The organism is Agarivorans sp. QJM3NY_25 (assembly GCF_050870875.2).
Taxonomy (GTDB): Bacteria; Pseudomonadota; Gammaproteobacteria; order Enterobacterales; family Celerinatantimonadaceae; genus Agarivorans.
The window spans coordinates 4,490,098-4,505,491 of the sequence record NZ_CP194041.2; the positions used below are offsets into that span (position 1 = coordinate 4,490,098).

Annotated in this window: 16 protein-coding genes; 4 read left to right on the forward strand and 12 right to left on the reverse strand. The window is 46.2% G+C overall.

Annotated elements, in window-relative coordinates; genetic code table 11:
* The first annotated feature begins 19 nt into the window (after nt 1-19).
* Entirely contained in the window at nt 20-703 is a 684-nt protein-coding gene (yrfG, locus tag ACRRSW_RS20595; protein ID WP_432460314.1) for a GMP/IMP nucleotidase, read from the forward strand.
* On the opposite strand, the gene ACRRSW_RS20600 is transcribed toward yrfG, so the two are convergent.
* Genes ACRRSW_RS20600 through gspC form a run of 12 tightly spaced genes read right to left on the reverse strand, consistent with a single transcriptional unit; the run spans nt 692 to nt 11,987 of the window.
* Complete coding sequence (locus ACRRSW_RS20600; RefSeq protein WP_432460315.1) at nt 692-1,447, reverse strand: type II secretion system protein N; 756 nt, start codon at nt 1,445-1,447, stop codon at nt 692-694. The genes yrfG and ACRRSW_RS20600 overlap by 12 nt on opposite strands.
* Nucleotides 1,444-1,917: a type II secretion system protein M gene (locus ACRRSW_RS20605; RefSeq protein ID WP_432460316.1), complete on the reverse strand. Its 474-nt coding sequence runs from the start codon at nt 1,915-1,917 to the stop codon at nt 1,444-1,446. The genes ACRRSW_RS20600 and ACRRSW_RS20605 overlap by 4 nt, the downstream gene beginning before the upstream one ends.
* On the reverse strand, nt 1,914-3,116 hold the full coding sequence (gene gspL / locus ACRRSW_RS20610) for a type II secretion system protein GspL (RefSeq protein WP_432460317.1): 1,203 nt from the start codon (nt 3,114-3,116) through the stop codon (nt 1,914-1,916). The genes ACRRSW_RS20605 and gspL overlap by 4 nt, the downstream gene beginning before the upstream one ends.
* The gene (gene gspK, locus ACRRSW_RS20615; RefSeq protein WP_432460318.1) at nt 3,113-4,096 is read right to left on the reverse strand and encodes a type II secretion system minor pseudopilin GspK; all 984 of its coding nucleotides are present in this window, start codon (nt 4,094-4,096) and stop codon (nt 3,113-3,115) included. The genes gspL and gspK overlap by 4 nt, the downstream gene beginning before the upstream one ends.
* On the reverse strand, nt 4,096-4,794 hold the full coding sequence (gene gspJ, locus ACRRSW_RS20620; RefSeq protein WP_432460319.1) for a type II secretion system minor pseudopilin GspJ: 699 nt from the start codon (nt 4,792-4,794) through the stop codon (nt 4,096-4,098). Before gspJ ends, gspK begins: the two co-directional genes overlap by 1 nt.
* Nucleotides 4,794-5,156 carry a type II secretion system minor pseudopilin GspI gene (gspI, locus tag ACRRSW_RS20625; protein WP_432455688.1) on the reverse strand — a complete coding sequence of 121 codons (363 nt, stop codon included), beginning with the start codon at nt 5,154-5,156 and terminating at the stop codon, nt 4,794-4,796. The genes gspJ and gspI overlap by 1 nt, the downstream gene beginning before the upstream one ends.
* A complete protein-coding gene (gene gspH / locus ACRRSW_RS20630; RefSeq protein ID WP_432455687.1) occupies nt 5,153-5,743 on the reverse strand; it encodes a type II secretion system minor pseudopilin GspH in 591 nt (196 codons plus the stop codon). Before gspH ends, gspI begins: the two co-directional genes overlap by 4 nt.
* 2 nt (nt 5,744-5,745) lie before the next feature.
* Nucleotides 5,746-6,186 carry a type II secretion system major pseudopilin GspG gene (gene gspG, locus ACRRSW_RS20635; protein WP_432455686.1) on the reverse strand — a complete coding sequence of 147 codons (441 nt, stop codon included), beginning with the start codon at nt 6,184-6,186 and terminating at the stop codon, nt 5,746-5,748.
* A gap of 28 nt (nt 6,187-6,214) precedes the next feature.
* On the reverse strand, nt 6,215-7,432 hold the full coding sequence (gene gspF, locus ACRRSW_RS20640; protein ID WP_432455685.1) for a type II secretion system inner membrane protein GspF: 1,218 nt from the start codon (nt 7,430-7,432) through the stop codon (nt 6,215-6,217).
* Nucleotides 7,433-7,440: 8 nt separating this feature from the next.
* Complete coding sequence (gene gspE / locus ACRRSW_RS20645; RefSeq protein WP_432460320.1) at nt 7,441-8,979, reverse strand: type II secretion system ATPase GspE; 1,539 nt, start codon at nt 8,977-8,979, stop codon at nt 7,441-7,443.
* The gene (gene gspD, locus ACRRSW_RS20650; protein WP_432460321.1) at nt 8,979-11,084 is read right to left on the reverse strand and encodes a type II secretion system secretin GspD; all 2,106 of its coding nucleotides are present in this window, start codon (nt 11,082-11,084) and stop codon (nt 8,979-8,981) included. The genes gspE and gspD overlap by 1 nt, the downstream gene beginning before the upstream one ends.
* Before the next feature lie 18 nt (nt 11,085-11,102).
* Complete coding sequence (gene gspC, locus ACRRSW_RS20655) at nt 11,103-11,987, reverse strand: type II secretion system protein GspC (protein WP_432460322.1); 885 nt, start codon at nt 11,985-11,987, stop codon at nt 11,103-11,105.
* 255 nt (nt 11,988-12,242) lie between these two features.
* Between gspC and hslR the strand changes: the two genes are divergently transcribed.
* The 3 genes from hslR (at nt 12,243) to pckA (ending at nt 15,337) form a co-directional block, all read left to right on the forward strand.
* Nucleotides 12,243-12,638, forward strand: coding sequence for a ribosome-associated heat shock protein Hsp15 (hslR, locus tag ACRRSW_RS20660; protein ID WP_432455681.1), 396 nt, complete (start codon nt 12,243-12,245; stop codon nt 12,636-12,638).
* A gap of 12 nt (nt 12,639-12,650) precedes the next feature.
* Nucleotides 12,651-13,532: an Hsp33 family molecular chaperone HslO gene (hslO, locus tag ACRRSW_RS20665; protein ID WP_432455680.1), complete on the forward strand. Its 882-nt coding sequence runs from the start codon at nt 12,651-12,653 to the stop codon at nt 13,530-13,532.
* A gap of 179 nt (nt 13,533-13,711) precedes the next feature.
* A complete protein-coding gene (gene pckA / locus ACRRSW_RS20670) occupies nt 13,712-15,337 on the forward strand; it encodes a phosphoenolpyruvate carboxykinase (ATP) (protein WP_432460323.1) in 1,626 nt (541 codons plus the stop codon).
* Nucleotides 15,338-15,394 lie beyond the last annotated feature (57 nt).

Consider the following 15,394-nt stretch of genomic DNA (forward strand, 5'->3'; position numbering starts at 1 on the left):
CAAGGATTTGCGAACAAGAATGTTTAACTGGAGCCAAATAGATACCGTTTTGCTGGATATGGACGGCACTTTGCTAGACCTCCATTACGATAATTATTTTTGGATGCATTATCTACCGATCGCAATTGCTCAGCAAAATAAGCTCAGTATAGAACAGGCCCGTGAACAACTAATGGCTGATTACGAAACCGTTGCAGGCACCTTAGATTGGTATTGTTTCGATTACTGGAGCAACAAAACCAACATCGATATACGCCAGCTTAAAACCGAGGTAGAGCATAAAATAGCATGGCGCAATAACGTAAAACCCTTTTTAAACGCTTTAGCACAAGCAGGCAAGCAACGTATTTTACTCACCAATTGCCATCCCGATGGTCTCGCCACCAAGGTTAGGTTGACCGGTTTAGATCAATACTTGGACCAACAGTTTAGCGTGCATCAATTTGGTTATCCCAAAGAAAAACCTGAACTATGGCAAGCACTGCTTGAGCATCCCCCCTTCGAGCCGGAACGCACCCTGTTTATTGATGATAATGAGAAACTGCTTGAGCAAGCCAGCCGCTTTGGCATTAAATTTCTATTAGGGATCCGCAACCCCGATTCACAGCAAGCGAGCAAGTCTTTTAAACACTTCCCATCCGTTGACGATTACCAGCCGCTCACCCAACAATTGGTAAGCTCAGGCCCGATGTTAACGAGGTAAACGCCCCTGCTCTTTGAACCGATAATATCCCTGTGGATCGACTCTTCCAATATATTTAAGATTGTTACTTAAACCACTGGGCATTTCCGCTCCGGCTTTAATTTTGCCTTCGGCAGCCCAACTCGAAGAAGTCAGTGAAGCGAACCACTCAAGTTCGACTTGCGAGTCACGATGATTCAACTGAATTGTCGGCTGTCCTTGCTTACAAGCAAGCTCAGCCTTCGCATTTGCTAGCTGTAATTCACCTAAGGGCGAATTGATCAATGGTGCCAACCAACGCAGCTGTCCCTGTAATTGTTCACACCATGGACTACCTTGGCTTGCTTCCGTCAATTGCAGTTGAAGTTCGCCGTCAACCGAAACTGGAAGCCCCAACGGTAACTGTTGCATCAGCCAGCTTGCTGGCGCGTTAAGCTGCCAATCTTTGACAAACCATCCCGACAGACCAAGCCCAACTAAACCCTGTCCTGCGAGCTCATGATCGTTCCCCAAACTCAACTCAGCCATGAGTCGGCCGCTCAATAAGGCACTCGGTTTCACCTGCCAATGCACTTGTTTTAAACTCAGCTGAGGTAAGTTAATACTCGCTAACTGACCATCCCACACCGAACCGCGAGGCTGATTCAAGACCACTTGTTTGGGAATTGGAAGATAATTGAGGACCACCGACAAAGGCATGGTGACCACCAAACTAACCAAATAAACAGAAATCAATAACAGCGCTAATCCAAAATACTTCTTCATTCTGCCTTACCTAAACGTAAGCGGCGCACACCAACCATACCGGCTTGCTTCCCTTCATCTAAATCGATACTTTCAACAACGACACCGTAACGTTGACTAAGCATATTCAACCACCCCAACAATTGATTAAAAGGGACATTTTCAATCCATACTTCAACTTCACTATCGCCCTTAGGTTGAATTCGACTAATGCTAATACGCTGTTGACGGGCGCTACTACTGACCGCTTGATTCACTTTAATTGTGCCAGCATTGGCTTGCGTATGGCCATTCGCTAAAATCACCGCACCTTGCTGTTGCGCCCACAATAGGGTTTGCTGTTGTGTCGCTAAACGCTGTTTCGCAGCTTGGTTTGCTTGCGCCACCGGCGACCAAACACCCCAATATAAAACGGCGACAAAACACAAGATGCTAGCCAGCATCACTAAGTTTTGCTCACGCTTATTTAAACTTTGCCACCATTGTTTCATAAAGCCTTCCTTATGATCAGCGTTCCAACAACCCCACCCGCCTTGTTACTTAACGTACCTTGCTCGCTCGCATAGGGCTTTAAAGCTTGGCGAAACTGTTCAAAACTTTGGAACGATGGTGCCTGGGCTTGTAAACGGATTTCGCCCTTCTTTTGCTCATAACGCAAACTCAATGGCTTAAAATTATCAGTATTACCGAAGGCTGATGACAGCTGAGTCATCATCATTAAAAAGTCTTGCTGAGGCGCTTGATCAAGTGCAGCTATAGCTTTGCGAAAGTCACTGCGGATCCGACTATCTCGGATCCGTGAGACCTGAGGAAATACCTTCTTATAAACCTGACGAAGATTGGCATCGACAGTGGCTAATTGTTGTTCGGTATTGTAGGTATCAAGCAGCTGATAAGTGAGCGCTAGCGCAAAACAAAGCCCAGCGGCTATCGCAGCTTTCTTCCACTGTGCCCATAACTTGGTCACTGGATTTTCGGTAGCGTAGCGGCCTTGTAATAAATTGAAACTTGCCTTTTTTGCACCGTCGGCCAACAGCTTCATCGGTAATTCTGGTGAAGCGGCCTGCCACTCAATGCCCGCAACTTCGATATCGGGTGCCGGACTATAGTGCTTAATCAGCAATTGTTGGTCATCTTTGACTAACAATGGTAAAGCAACACTTAACCAGGCTTGGTCAATACACATGCCACGCCCATCGGCAAAGCGAAATAACCACTGCTGATTAATCTGCAACGCACTGGCTTGCTCCGTCTCTGGCTGAGGTAAACAAAAGCTATCCACATGCCACGCCTGACTAGAGATATTCGCATCTTCCAGCATCTCCAGCCAATCCGACATTTGCTGCTGACTCACACAAGCAACGTCAACCCCATCTTTAGCTTTAGCCAAAATACAAATATGTAAATCGTCGGGATCTTGAGCGAGTTGCTCTTCCAACATAAATGGGACGACTTGTTGCCAAGAACGCTGCGCCGACTTCGGCAAAATTAAATGATGTTGTGTCACATCACAGGCTGGCACCAACACCGTGACTCGCCGATGTTCGGCTTTTTCTTGTAATGAACTCAACGCCGCACTTCCGCTAAGCTCTCCAGCGGCAATCACTTCTTGTTCGTTATCAGACCAAACCATCCAGTTGATGACATCTTGGTCGCTACTGGGTAAGCGGATTAACAGTTGCTCGTTCACTGTGCGCCTCCGTAAGTTCTGCGGATCGACTTAAGATCGGCCTTGCCACTGCGCTGAATAACGCTGGTCATCTGTGCTTGTCCTTGTTCATTTTCTATTTGCAGTTGTGCCATAAAATAATTTGAATTTAATGTTAGCGACGACTTAAGCCCTGACGCACTCAGAGAAATGCCTGATAAAGCATTATGTGCCATCATTTCATCTAAACTACGATAGCCTTCATCTGGTCGGTCATTCAAGACCTGTTGCGCGCTACTGTTATCTAAATCCGGGTAAAACAGCGCTTCAAGCAATTGCGGCTGATCGAGTGCAATTGTGTTCACATTAATCGCCAAAGTCGACTGCGGCAAAGCGCAAATATAAGGAGAGACTTTGCGATAAATCGCAGCATTTACGCCATATACCGCTCGAAATTCGCTGCGCTCAACCATCGGCATATTCGCCGGTAAATAAGGCGGAATTAAGCCTTCATATACACCGTCTTCGGCACCCTGCGCCAAAGGAATTGTATCCGCATCAATCCAATCCCGAGTGGCATCCGTGATCTGCTCAGCGAGATAAGCGTCCACGCCCAAGGCCACTAATAAACCGGTAAATTGCGCAGCCACTTTGGGCGGCTGTCCATCCGTTTTATTCGGTTGCCCTAGAGCATTTAAATTAAAGCAGGCCTGTAAATCATGAATACTGCCCTTAATCACCGAATCTTCGACAGGGAACACCATTCCCTCAGTGGCCCAGTATTGCCCCAGATGCACCCTATCATCATCTTTTAGATCTTGTTTTAAGACTTTAATGGCAAACGCTTCCGCCCCCGATAATAGCCAATGAGCACGTATAGATTGTTGTAAGTTGCTGGCTCGCGCTAGGTCGAGCTGCAAGCGCTGACTAAACTGTGCAGCCACCACCACCATCACCGCCAAAATAAGCATGACGGTTAATAATGCGACCCCGCGCTGGCGCTGAGCTGAGAACCCTTGCATTATTCGGCACCCTTACTGGATTGATCGTTAGATGAACCGTTATCGCCAGTCTTGCCATCGTTGGTATTGGTATTTTCTTGTGCTTTGCTCGCCACAGCGGCTCGACTACCTGCTGCGGTGATATAAACCCTGCGTAATTCACCATAGTCTTTCAATCGCAGTGTCACTTCCACACCACTGGGCAACTGACTCCCTTCTGGCGGCTGCTCGCTCCACCCCTTAGAACCATAGAAACGAAAACTCAAACCCTCGACATCGTCCAGCAATACCATTTCTCGCGGCTCGTAGCCCACAACAACATCGGGATATTGATAAAAACGCTTAATTAACTTTTGATCTTTTATCAAATATGCAACTCGCTGCAAATGAGAGCGATTGAGCACCGAAGAGGGGTTCCGCCAGCCTAAGCTGACCATTTCAATCCCCATATCATCGCTATCCAGCAGATACTTACCAACCACAAGCAGCGCTCGCTGTTCTTCCGTTTCATCCCGAACAGAGCGCGGCGCGATTTGGCTAAAATCACGCTGCATCAAGAACATAGCTCGCTGTAATAGCCTTAATCGTTCACCATGGCGTTGCGAAATCTGATCACTATGCAAAACCCCTTGCAAGACTTGATAGGCCGCTATCGATAACATGGCAAAAATAGCGATAGCCACCAACATCTCTAATAGCGTAAATCCGCGTTGCTTCATTAGCGGCTCAAATAACTAGTGACTTCAGCCAGCGCTGATTTTTCTTCGGCGCTGCGATAAACCGACAGAGTTACCGCGATAAAATCACTATCACTGGTTGCAACCCCTTGCGAGCGCCAATACCATTGCTGACCAGCAAACTCGGTGTTGCCCTTTCGGCTCGAGGTGCCCGGCCAAGTCCCGCTGAGTTTCAGTTCGGCCATTTGATTGTCGGCCACCCATAGGGCGAAGGTCTTATCTTGAATATAATTCAGACTAAGCAGATTCTCTGAAGCACTTTTCATGACCGCTGTGCCAGCGATGGCCAATACGGCCAACGCAACCATCACTTCGAGCAGCGTCATCCCTCGTTGCGCTTTCATTGGCTTGACTGCCGATCAATACTTAATTGGCCCAAATCATCACTCTTTACCTGCCAAGTAGATGGACTTTCGCCAAATATAAATTGCAAACTAAAAGGCGTGACTTCACCACTACTCAATAATAATATTTGTGGCACGATTTTTTGCTCAACGTCTTCGGTGATGAAGTTTTCTTCAAACAAAGGATTATCGGTAAAACCCAATTTTCCGCTACCATAACCCTGATTTAACTGCTGCTCGTCTTCTAAACTCAGTGCTAAGGCGTAGGGTTCTTCAAATTTCTCTTTTTTAAAGATCTTATCGTCCAGTGCCACCCAGCGTTGCTTTTCCATTCTCACGAACTGGTAATGCTCAACATCAGCGTAGATCCCATAATCGTAACCCGTTAACAGGGCCTGTTCTTGAGCATATTGCACTAAAGCAGCCAAATGCTTGGCTTTTTGTTCGAGTATTTTCTGCTCACTGGAACCCGACACCGACATCACCACCGTATAAATACCAATCGACATCAGCAGCAATACCAAGATCACTTCCAGCAAGGTAAAACCTTGCTGGCGGGTTTGAGGATTGCAAGCAGAAGCAGCCAAAATTACTTATCGAGATCCCAGTTACCGATATCGTCTTCGGTCCCTTCTTCACCATCTAAGCCAGCACTAAAGATATCAATACGACCATGCTCACCGGGACTCACAATAATGTATTCATTGCCCCAAGGGTCTTTCTGTAAACGGCGTAAGTAACCATCTTCTGGGTAATTACGAGGTTCCGGAGATGATGTCGGTTTGCTTACCAAAGCTTCTAAGCCCTGTTCCGTTGTCGGGTAGCGGGAGTTATCGAGACGATACATATCGAGAGCATTTTCCAGAGCCACGATATCCGTTTTCGCCTTTTGGATATCGGCCTTTTCTTTATTCCCTAATAAATTAGGGACAATCAAGCCGGCTAAGATCCCTAAAATAACAATCACTACCATGACTTCTAGCAAAGTAAAGCCTCGGCTAGTTCGCGGTAAGCACATCGATTTTTGCATTCTATTTACTCCGAAAAACGGGTAGGTTCTAAAGCCCTACCATATTATTAAGTTCCAAAATTGGCATTAAGATAGCCATCACAATAAATAGCACGATACCCGCCATGCTAACGATCAAGGCGGGCTCAAATATCCCTAAAGCTATGTTTACTTGAGTTTCAAACTGACGGTCTTGGTTGTCAGCGGCACGCTCCAGCATTCCTTCTAACTCACCGGAGCGTTCACCGCTGGCGATCATGTGTAACATCATCGGCGGGAACAGCTTCGTTGCCTCTAACGACTGATGTAGGCTCTCTCCTTCACGTACTTTGGCAGCAGCATCAAGTACCTGCGCACGCGCAAAATCGTTAGTCAATACTTCGCCTGCAATGCCCATCCCCTCAAGTAAGGGAACCGCGCTGGCGTTAAGAATACTCAGGGTTCGAGCAAAACGCGCCGTATTTAGACCTTTAGTGACTTTACCAAGCACTGGTATCGACAGTAAGCGATGGTGCCAGTTCATTCTAATTTTATCCTTCTGCAACATCCGCTGCCAAAGGACCATTGCCAAAACAATAACAATCACAAAAACTAAACCGTAATCTCTCACCAAGTCGCTGATATAAATTAAGAAACGGGTTGCCGCTGGCAGCGTTTGTCCCATATGCTCGAACTGCGCGACGACTTTAGGCACCACCGAAACCAGTAAGATGGCAATCACCGATATACACACCAGCGTTAATACCGCCGGGTAGATTAAAGCCTGCATGGTTTTCATGCGCATCGCTTGGCGTTGCTCGGTATAATCGGCCAACCTTTCTAGAACCTTATCCAGGTGACCCGACTTTTCTCCCGCCGCCACCATGGCGCAATACAGTTTTTCAAAGACCTCTGGGAAATCGCCCATACTGTCGGCGAGGCTGTAGCCCTCTACAACTTTAGAGCGAACCCCTAAAATAACACTCTTTAATTTGGGTTTGTCAGCCTGTTGCGCCACCGCTTTCAAGGATTCCTCAATCGGCATTGCCGCCGCAACTAAGGTGGCTAACTGTCTCGTCAACAAGGCCAAATCGCTGGTGCTAATTTTCCGTTTGAAGCGAAATCCAGCAGCTTTAGCCGTAGATTTTTCGGCGACTTGTTCGATCTTTAGGGGGGTAAGTCCTTGCTCACGCAAATAAGCGCGCACTTGACGCGCGGTATCGGCTTCATGTACTCCGTTAGCTTTTTTACCTTTCTGATTAAAGGCTTGATATTCAAATGCCGGCATAACCCTAACTATCCTTCGCGGGTGACCCGCAATACTTCTTCTAAGCTAGTAATCCCCTGCAGCACTTTGGCAACCCCATCTTGGCGAATACTTGGGCAACTCTCTCTAACCGCAGTTTCAATTTCCTGCTCACTGCTACCCGCATGGATCATATCGCGTACCTCGTCAGTGATCGGCAACAACTCATGGATCCCAGTTCGACCGCGGTAGCCAGTATGATTACAATGCTCACAACCCACTGGACGATATACGGTAGCATCTTTTGCTACGCCTAATAACTGGTGCTCTCGCTCACTCACCACATGCGCTTCACGGCATTCGACACAAAGCGTTCGAACCAAGCGCTGGGCTAACACGGCTAATAAACTAGAAGATAATAAGAAAGGCTCCACCCCCATGTCGCGTAAACGGGTTACCGAACCAATCGCGGTATTGGTGTGCAAAGTAGACAACACTAAGTGGCCGGTTAAGCTGGCCTGCACTGCTATTTGCGCGGTCTCTAAATCACGGATCTCACCAATCATCACCACATCGGGATCTTGGCGTAAAATCGCCCGCAGCCCCCGAGCAAAGGTCATATCTACCTTAGTATTCACCTGAGTTTGGCCAATGCCCTCAATATTATATTCAATGGGATCTTCTACGGTTAGGATATTACGGTCTTTACTGTTAATTTCACTTAAACCGGCATACAGCGTGGTACTTTTCCCCGAACCAGTTGGCCCCGTCACGAGAATGATCCCGTGAGGTTTTAACAATAATTCACTAATAATCTCTCGATGCGGTGCCATTAAGCCTAAATTGGCTAAATTCAGGCGTGCATTATTTTTATCCAGCAGTCGTAATACCACCCGTTCACCATGGCTTGATGGCATGGTTGAAACCCTAACATCCACTGCTCGGCCAGCAATTCTCAAGGAGATTCGACCATCTTGGGGCACCCGCTTTTCGGCAATGTCTAAACGCGCCATGACCTTGATCCGTGAAACCAATAAAGCGGCCAACTTACGATGTGGTCGCAAAATTTCACGCAACACGCCATCGATACGAAAGCGGATCACTAAGATGGTTTCGAAGGTTTCAATATGAATATCACTGGCCCCTTCCTTAATTGCCTCACCTAACATCGCGTTAATTAGTTTAATAATCGGCGCATCGTCTTCGGTTTCGAGTAAGTCTTCATTTTCGGGTAATTCTTCGGCCAAGGTGTAAAAGTCCATATCGTTGCCGATATCTTCCATTAACTGGCGAGCTTGTGAAGAATCACGCTGATAAGCTTCGGTCAGATGCTGCTCAAACTGCTCGTCCGATAGGACTTCACAGACAAATTCTTGCTTTAAGACCCGACGAATTTCCTGCAAAGCAGCTAACTCAATTTTAGAATGATGAAATACCCGCCAACCACTTACGGTTTTTTCTAACATCACGCCGAAGTTTTTGGCAAACATATAAGGTAACTGCCAACCCTCAATCCCCTGCAAGTGCGGAATATCGGAGACCAAGGCTTTTTCATCTTCGACATAATTAAGTTCAGCTTTTACATCCATTACTCAGCACTCACCTTCGTAGACTCTTCGCTATCTGAAGTTGCTGCGCCGCTCGCTTCACCCGCTTTCTTTTGCTCGCGTAATTGTTTTTCTTTTAAATAATCAATATATTCTTGAACTTCTGGAGAAACGTCATCCACCGAATTAAATTCAGGTAAAACGGGTACTTTTGTTTCGGGCATTAAGGCTACACCCAACTCTTCACGTAGCAATTGTTGCGCTCGAATTTGGCTATATTTGCGAGAGCTAATATTTTGCATGGTTGCCGCATCACGAATGATGGTCGGACGAATAAAAATCATCAGATTACGTTTGGTCTTCTTGGAATTGGTAGAGCGGAATAAATGTCCCAATATTGGAATATCCCCCAGCAAAGGCACCTTCGACTCACTTTCTTCGATTTGGTCGTCTAATAGACCCCCTAAGATAATGGTATCGCCACTGTCTACCAATACCGTGGTCGAAAGTTGACGTTTGGCAAACACGATGTCCACCGAGGTTTGCCCTTGCACCTTAGAGACTTCTTGCTCAATGGTTAGCTGTACTGCATTGCCCTCATTGATTTGTGGCGTGACTTTCAATTTCACCCCGACCTCTTTACGATCCACCGTAGTGAAGGGATTATCATTTCCGCTACTTGAGGCAGAACCGGTAAGCACCGGAACTTCTTCACCCACGGTAAAGTAGGCTTCCTGATTATCAAGGGTGGTGATCGATGGTGTCGCGAGTAAATTAGAACGAGAATCGGTCGCAGCCGCTTGTAGTAATACTCCCCAATCGGTGCCATAGAAACCAAAGGCAGCCCCGGTGACCTTAGATAAGGCGCTAGCCAAAGTAGAAACATCACCATCGGTATCTGGGTTTACAGTACAAGTGCCATCATTACACACCGTACTCCCTTTGGTCGGTTGAGCATCGTAAATACCCGCGCCAAGCTCAGAGACAGACATACCTACATTATTAAACTGGGTCCCTCCGGCAGCAGTGGCCCATTGAACCCCAAGACTCACGCCATCTCCTTCCGCCACTTCTACAATGATCGCCTCTACATTGACTTGCGCGCGACGAATATCAAGCTGGTTAATCACCCCTTCTAGGGTGCGCATAGTATCGGGTTGGGCGGTGATCACTAAGGCATTGGTATCCTCGTGAGCTTCAATCGAAAAATTACCGCGAGCATTATTGGCAGAGGCCTTTTTTCCGCCCCCTGCAGCTTCGGCGGCCACCGTCTCACTAACCCCTTTCAGCACATCCACTAAGTCGGTGGCTTTGGCATACTTCAAATAAAATACGCGAGTATTGCCATAGGTTTCGAGTTCACTATCTAACTTACTCACTAAGCTGACCACCCGCGCACGCGCGCCTGGCTCTCCAGATACAACAATGCTATTGGTTCGCTCATCGGCAACCACTTTGGGTATCAATAAACTAGCCGCTGCTCCCTTACCACTTTTATTGGTGGTTAAGGATTCAATAATGCGTACCAACTCACCGGCAGATGCAAATTTCAGGCGAATAATATCCACTTCCTGATCACCCGCTTTATCCACCCGACGAATAATTTCAACTAAACGATTCACCACCGCGGCGCGACCGGTTAGCATAATCACGTTGGAAGGGTCATAGTGCACAACGTTACCGCCACCAGCGTTATCATTCAGCTGGCGCAACAAGGGGGCAAGTTCTCGAACCGAAACATTTTTAACAGCAACCACCCGAGTCACCATTTCATCACCCGCGGCTTGACCATCCTGGTCCACCACAGGGATCGCCCCAGCCTTGGCATCTTTAGAGCGAACAACCTTCACCACGCCATTAGGCATATCAATAGCGGCAAAGCCATAAACTTCTAAGACATTGAGGAAAAACTGATAATACTGCTTCTCATCCAGTAAATCGTAACTCCGAACATTCACCTTACCGCGTACAGCAGGATCGACAATGATGGTTTTATTGAGATTACGCCCCACCGTGGTAATTAACTCATTAATATCGGCGTCTTTAAAATTAGCCGAGAACTCGGTGGCACTCACCACTGTGCATAGCCCTAATCCAATCAGGCCAATCAATATGTGGTGAATATAGCGTAACGCTTGCAACTTCATCTAAAAATATCTCCGGTACTATTCATTCGGCAGGCTGAAGAAAATATCCTGTAGCTGGCCATCTCGTTCTACGGTTATCGTAATATCCGTGAGATCCGCCATCTCTTGCATCACTTGCATTGCTTGCGCGTTATCGCGCAGATCAAATCCATTTAGCGCAACCGCTAAATCCCCCGCTTTTAATCCAACTTGCTCAAACACTCCCTTATTTTTACCTGGATTCACTCGATAGCCAGTTAAAGCACCATCTCGTCGCACCGGGGAAATTCTGATGTAATCAGTTAACTTAGAAGGATCTTTCAAGACTTCTTTCACGTCCACTTTAAGCTGTTTTGCTGTTGCGGTACTAGAGCCAGTTGCTTTAAAGCGAAGATTAGTGCGAGCAGATGCAACTTTATTGTCGGGATCTAATAACAGACTTTCGTAAACCCCACGGTGCAACAAAATAACCCGATCGACTTGGATTTCTTTAATCACCGCTTGCGTACCTTGGATCGACTCATCTAAACCATAGGTTTGTTGCTTACCTTTATTTTCAATAATCGCCAGCGATTTGGCAGGGTCACTACTCGCAACCAAACCGGAAAGTGTTAATTTTAAAGAGGTCTTCGGTGCTTCGGTCGAAGCTGGTCGAGCAATCACTTTAGAGGCTTTTTTAGCCTGATATTCACCAAACAAATTCAGTTTAAGCAAGCGAGTCAAATCGACTTGTTGATGGTTACCAAGGGTATCTACTGCTTGTGGAACCCAGCGAAAAGACGGCGCCTGTCGAGGGAATAACAACCAAGTAATCGTGGCTAACTGATAGGCCGCAATACATAACAAAAGCACAGTGACGACGACACTACTCTTTCGTGATGGAACATAGCGAACAAGCTGAGCTGAGAGAGATTTAATATCCATTTATTCTTATAATACATCTGACATCGCTATACGATTATCCAGGTTCCTTATGAAATATCCAAGGTAAGCCGCCAAGCACGGAAGTTATTCATTCTAAAGACACTTGGCAACAGAACAAGTGCTGTAAGAACAAAAGTTGCGTTGTTTTGCACTTTTATTACTTTTATGTTGTATAACGCACTAAACTGGGCGATAGCGAGCGTCCATAAAGCTGATATAATTTAACAACTAATAGACCAGCAAGCTAAACTTTTTATGAAACCTCAAACATCTAAAGACTCAGCAACGCGCATCGACAAATGGTTGTGGGCCGCTCGTTTTTATAAAACTCGTGGACTCGCTCGCGAAATGGTGATGGGCGGAAAAGTCCACTACAACCAACAACGCTGTAAACCAAGTCGCAACGTTGAAATTGGTGCCACCATGAGTCTATGGCAAGGCCAGCAATATATTGAACTGGTAATATTACAAGTCAGTGACAAACGCGGCCCAGCATCTCAGGCTCAACAACTCTATCAAGAAACCGAGGACAGCCTCAAGAAACGCGAACAACAAACATTACAACGTAAGCTGTTAGCACAAAATACTAGTCCAGAACGACGCCCCGATAAAAAGCAGCGTCGTCAAATAATTCAGTTTAAACAAAAATAGTCAGGTCTAAACATGAAGCAAGACATTCTAAACCGTTATATATTCGAAGATTATAATCTGCGTGGTGAGTTAGTTCAGCTACAGCAAAGCTACCAAGAAATCGTCGGACAAAAAAACTACCCAAGCCCCATCCAAAACTTATTAGGTGAGTTGCTTGCCGCAACTTGCTTACTGACCGCGACGCTAAAATTTGAAGGTGACATCACCGTGCAAATTCAAGGCGATGGCCCGGTTAGCATGGTTGCCGTGAGTGGCACCGAACAACAACAAATGCGCGGCGTAGCGAATTGGAAAGGAGCCATCGACCCTCAAATCAGCTTTAGCGAACTGGTGGGTAAAGGGCACATTGTAATTACCATTACCCCAACCCAAGGCGAACGCTACCAAGGGATCGTGAATATTGATCCTGCAGGAGTGGCAGCCAGTATCGAAAGCTACTTTCAGCAGTCAGAACAACTCAATACCCGCATTTGGTTATTTACTGGGATCCATCAACAACAGCCTTACGCGAGTGGCTTATTCCTACAAGCTCTGCCAGCCAGCCAAGCAGAAGATAAGGAACACTTTCAACTAATCGCCACTTTAAGCGATACCACCACGGCGGCAGAGAGCTTTGAATTGGACGCGGAGCAATTACTCTACCGTCTATATCATGAGCATCAAGTTAGATTGTATGAGCCACAACAAGTCAGTTTCAAATGTAGTTGCTCAACACAGCGCTGTGAAACTGCATTAATGAACATAGACCATCAAGAATTGTTAGATATTTGTCATGAACGTGGACATATTTCCATGCATTGCGACTATTGCGGGCATGAGTATCAATTCAACGAAGCCGACATAGAAAACTTTTCTCAAGACAAACTATCGACAAACCCAAGCAACCTTCACTAAACTAGGCCAAGGGAATGCGTGTTTCATCGCATTTCCTGATCACAATAAATATAACCATAATAAAATGTGCTGGTAATTTGACGCCCTTCTCTTTTTACACCCGTTAAAGAGCTAGAATCAAAACCATTACTAACAAAAATATAATATAAATCTTACCTCTCTACCTACAGGAGACTGCTATGCTAGACGTTGCAGAAAAGGATCAGGTGATCAACCTGACGCAATACGGCATCAAAGACGTGTCGGAAATTATTTACAACCCTTCTTATGAAACACTCTACCAAGAAGAAACCCGACCCGAATTAACTGGTTACGAAAAAGGAATTGTAACTCAGTCTGGAGCCGTTGCGGTTGACACCGGGATCTTTACCGGACGTTCCCCCAAAGATAAATACATCGTGTTAGATGATTCCACCCGAGACAGTATGTGGTGGACTTCTGAGCAAGCTAAAAATGATAACAAACCGATCGATCCGGCAGTCTGGACCGATCTCAAAAAAATAGTAGCCGACCAACTCTCTGGTAAACGCCTGTTTGTGGTCGACACCTTTTGTGGTGCCAACCCCGATACGCGTTTAAAAGTGCGTTTCATTGTAGAAGTGGCTTGGCAAGCCCACTTTGTGACCAATATGTTTATTCGTCCAAGCGCAGAAGAGCTGGTCGATTATGAGCCAGACTTCGTAGTGATGAACGGCTCTAAAACCACCAATCCTAACTGGCAAAAACAAGGTCTTAACTCCGAGAACTTTACGGTTTTCAATATGACCGAAAAAATGCAAGTCATTGGTGGTACTTGGTACGGCGGCGAAATGAAGAAAGGCATGTTCGCCATGATGAACTACTATTTGCCACTCAATGGCGTAGCCTCGATGCATTGCTCTGCCAACGTGGGTGAAAAAGGTGATACAGCGATTTTCTTTGGTCTATCAGGCACTGGGAAAACCACTCTGTCAACCGATCCGAAACGCCAACTCATTGGGGATGACGAGCACGGCTGGGACGATGAAGGCATATTTAACTTTGAAGGTGGCTGCTACGCAAAAACCATCAAATTGAGTAAAGAAGCTGAGCCTGATATTTATCATGCGATTAAACGGGATGCCTTGTTAGAAAACGTAACCGTGCGCAATGATGGCAGCGTAAACTATGACGATGGGTCGAAAACCGAAAATACTCGCGTTTCTTACCCGATTTACCACATTGAAAATATCGTGAAGCCAGTATCTAAGGCCGGACCTGCGCAAAAAGTAATTTTCTTAACTGCCGATGCATTTGGCGTGCTACCACCAGTTGCCAAACTCACCGCAGAACAAACCAAGTATCATTTCCTATCTGGCTTTACCGCCAAATTAGCGGGTACAGAACGTGGGATTACTGAGCCAACACCAACCTTCTCTGCCTGTTTTGGAGCGGCGTTTCTAACTTTACACCCCACCCAATATGCTGAAGTACTGGTCAAACGGATGGAAGCGGCTGGCGCAGAAGCTTACTTGGTGAACACCGGTTGGAACGGTACTGGTAAACGGATCTCGATTAAAGATACACGAGCAATCATCGATGCAATTCTCGATGGTTCTATTGAACAGCAAACCACTAAAATCTTGCCGATCTTCAATCTAGAAGTCCCCACAGCATTGCCGGGGGCAGATAGTGAGATCTTAGATCCACGAGATACCTATCAGGATCCATTGCAATGGCAAAGTAAAGCTGAAGATTTGGCCCAGCGTTTTATCAAAAACTTTGATAAATATACTGATAATGCCGAAGGAAAAGCTTTAGTCGCAGCGGGTCCACAACTCGACTAATCAATTCACATTGATTGAACGATAAAATGCCAGATGGTGATACCAGCTGGCATTTTT

Bases quoted from the DNA above. Each gene is read 5' to 3' on its own strand.
- yrfG (WP_432460314.1), top strand. From the start codon at position 20: ATGTTTAACTGGAGCCAAATAGATACCGTTTTGCTGGATATGGACGGC.
- ACRRSW_RS20600 (WP_432460315.1), bottom strand. From the start codon at position 1,447: ATGAAGAAGTATTTTGGATTAGCGCTGTTATTGATTTCTGTTTATTTG.
- ACRRSW_RS20605 (WP_432460316.1), bottom strand. From the start codon at position 1,917: ATGAAACAATGGTGGCAAAGTTTAAATAAGCGTGAGCAAAACTTAGTG.
- gspK (WP_432460318.1), bottom strand. From the start codon at position 4,096: ATGCAAGGGTTCTCAGCTCAGCGCCAGCGCGGGGTCGCATTATTAACC.
- gspJ (WP_432460319.1), bottom strand. From the start codon at position 4,794: ATGAAGCAACGCGGATTTACGCTATTAGAGATGTTGGTGGCTATCGCT.
- gspI (WP_432455688.1), bottom strand. From the start codon at position 5,156: ATGAAAGCGCAACGAGGGATGACGCTGCTCGAAGTGATGGTTGCGTTG.
- gspG (WP_432455686.1), bottom strand. From the start codon at position 6,186: ATGCAAAAATCGATGTGCTTACCGCGAACTAGCCGAGGCTTTACTTTG.
- gspF (WP_432455685.1), bottom strand. From the start codon at position 7,432: ATGCCGGCATTTGAATATCAAGCCTTTAATCAGAAAGGTAAAAAAGCT.
- gspE (WP_432460320.1), bottom strand. From the start codon at position 8,979: ATGGATGTAAAAGCTGAACTTAATTATGTCGAAGATGAAAAAGCCTTG.
- gspD (WP_432460321.1), bottom strand. From the start codon at position 11,084: ATGAAGTTGCAAGCGTTACGCTATATTCACCACATATTGATTGGCCTG.
- gspC (WP_432460322.1), bottom strand. From the start codon at position 11,987: ATGGATATTAAATCTCTCTCAGCTCAGCTTGTTCGCTATGTTCCATCA.
- hslR (WP_432455681.1), top strand. From the start codon at position 12,243: ATGAAACCTCAAACATCTAAAGACTCAGCAACGCGCATCGACAAATGG.
- hslO (WP_432455680.1), top strand. From the start codon at position 12,651: ATGAAGCAAGACATTCTAAACCGTTATATATTCGAAGATTATAATCTG.
- pckA (WP_432460323.1), top strand. From the start codon at position 13,712: ATGCTAGACGTTGCAGAAAAGGATCAGGTGATCAACCTGACGCAATAC.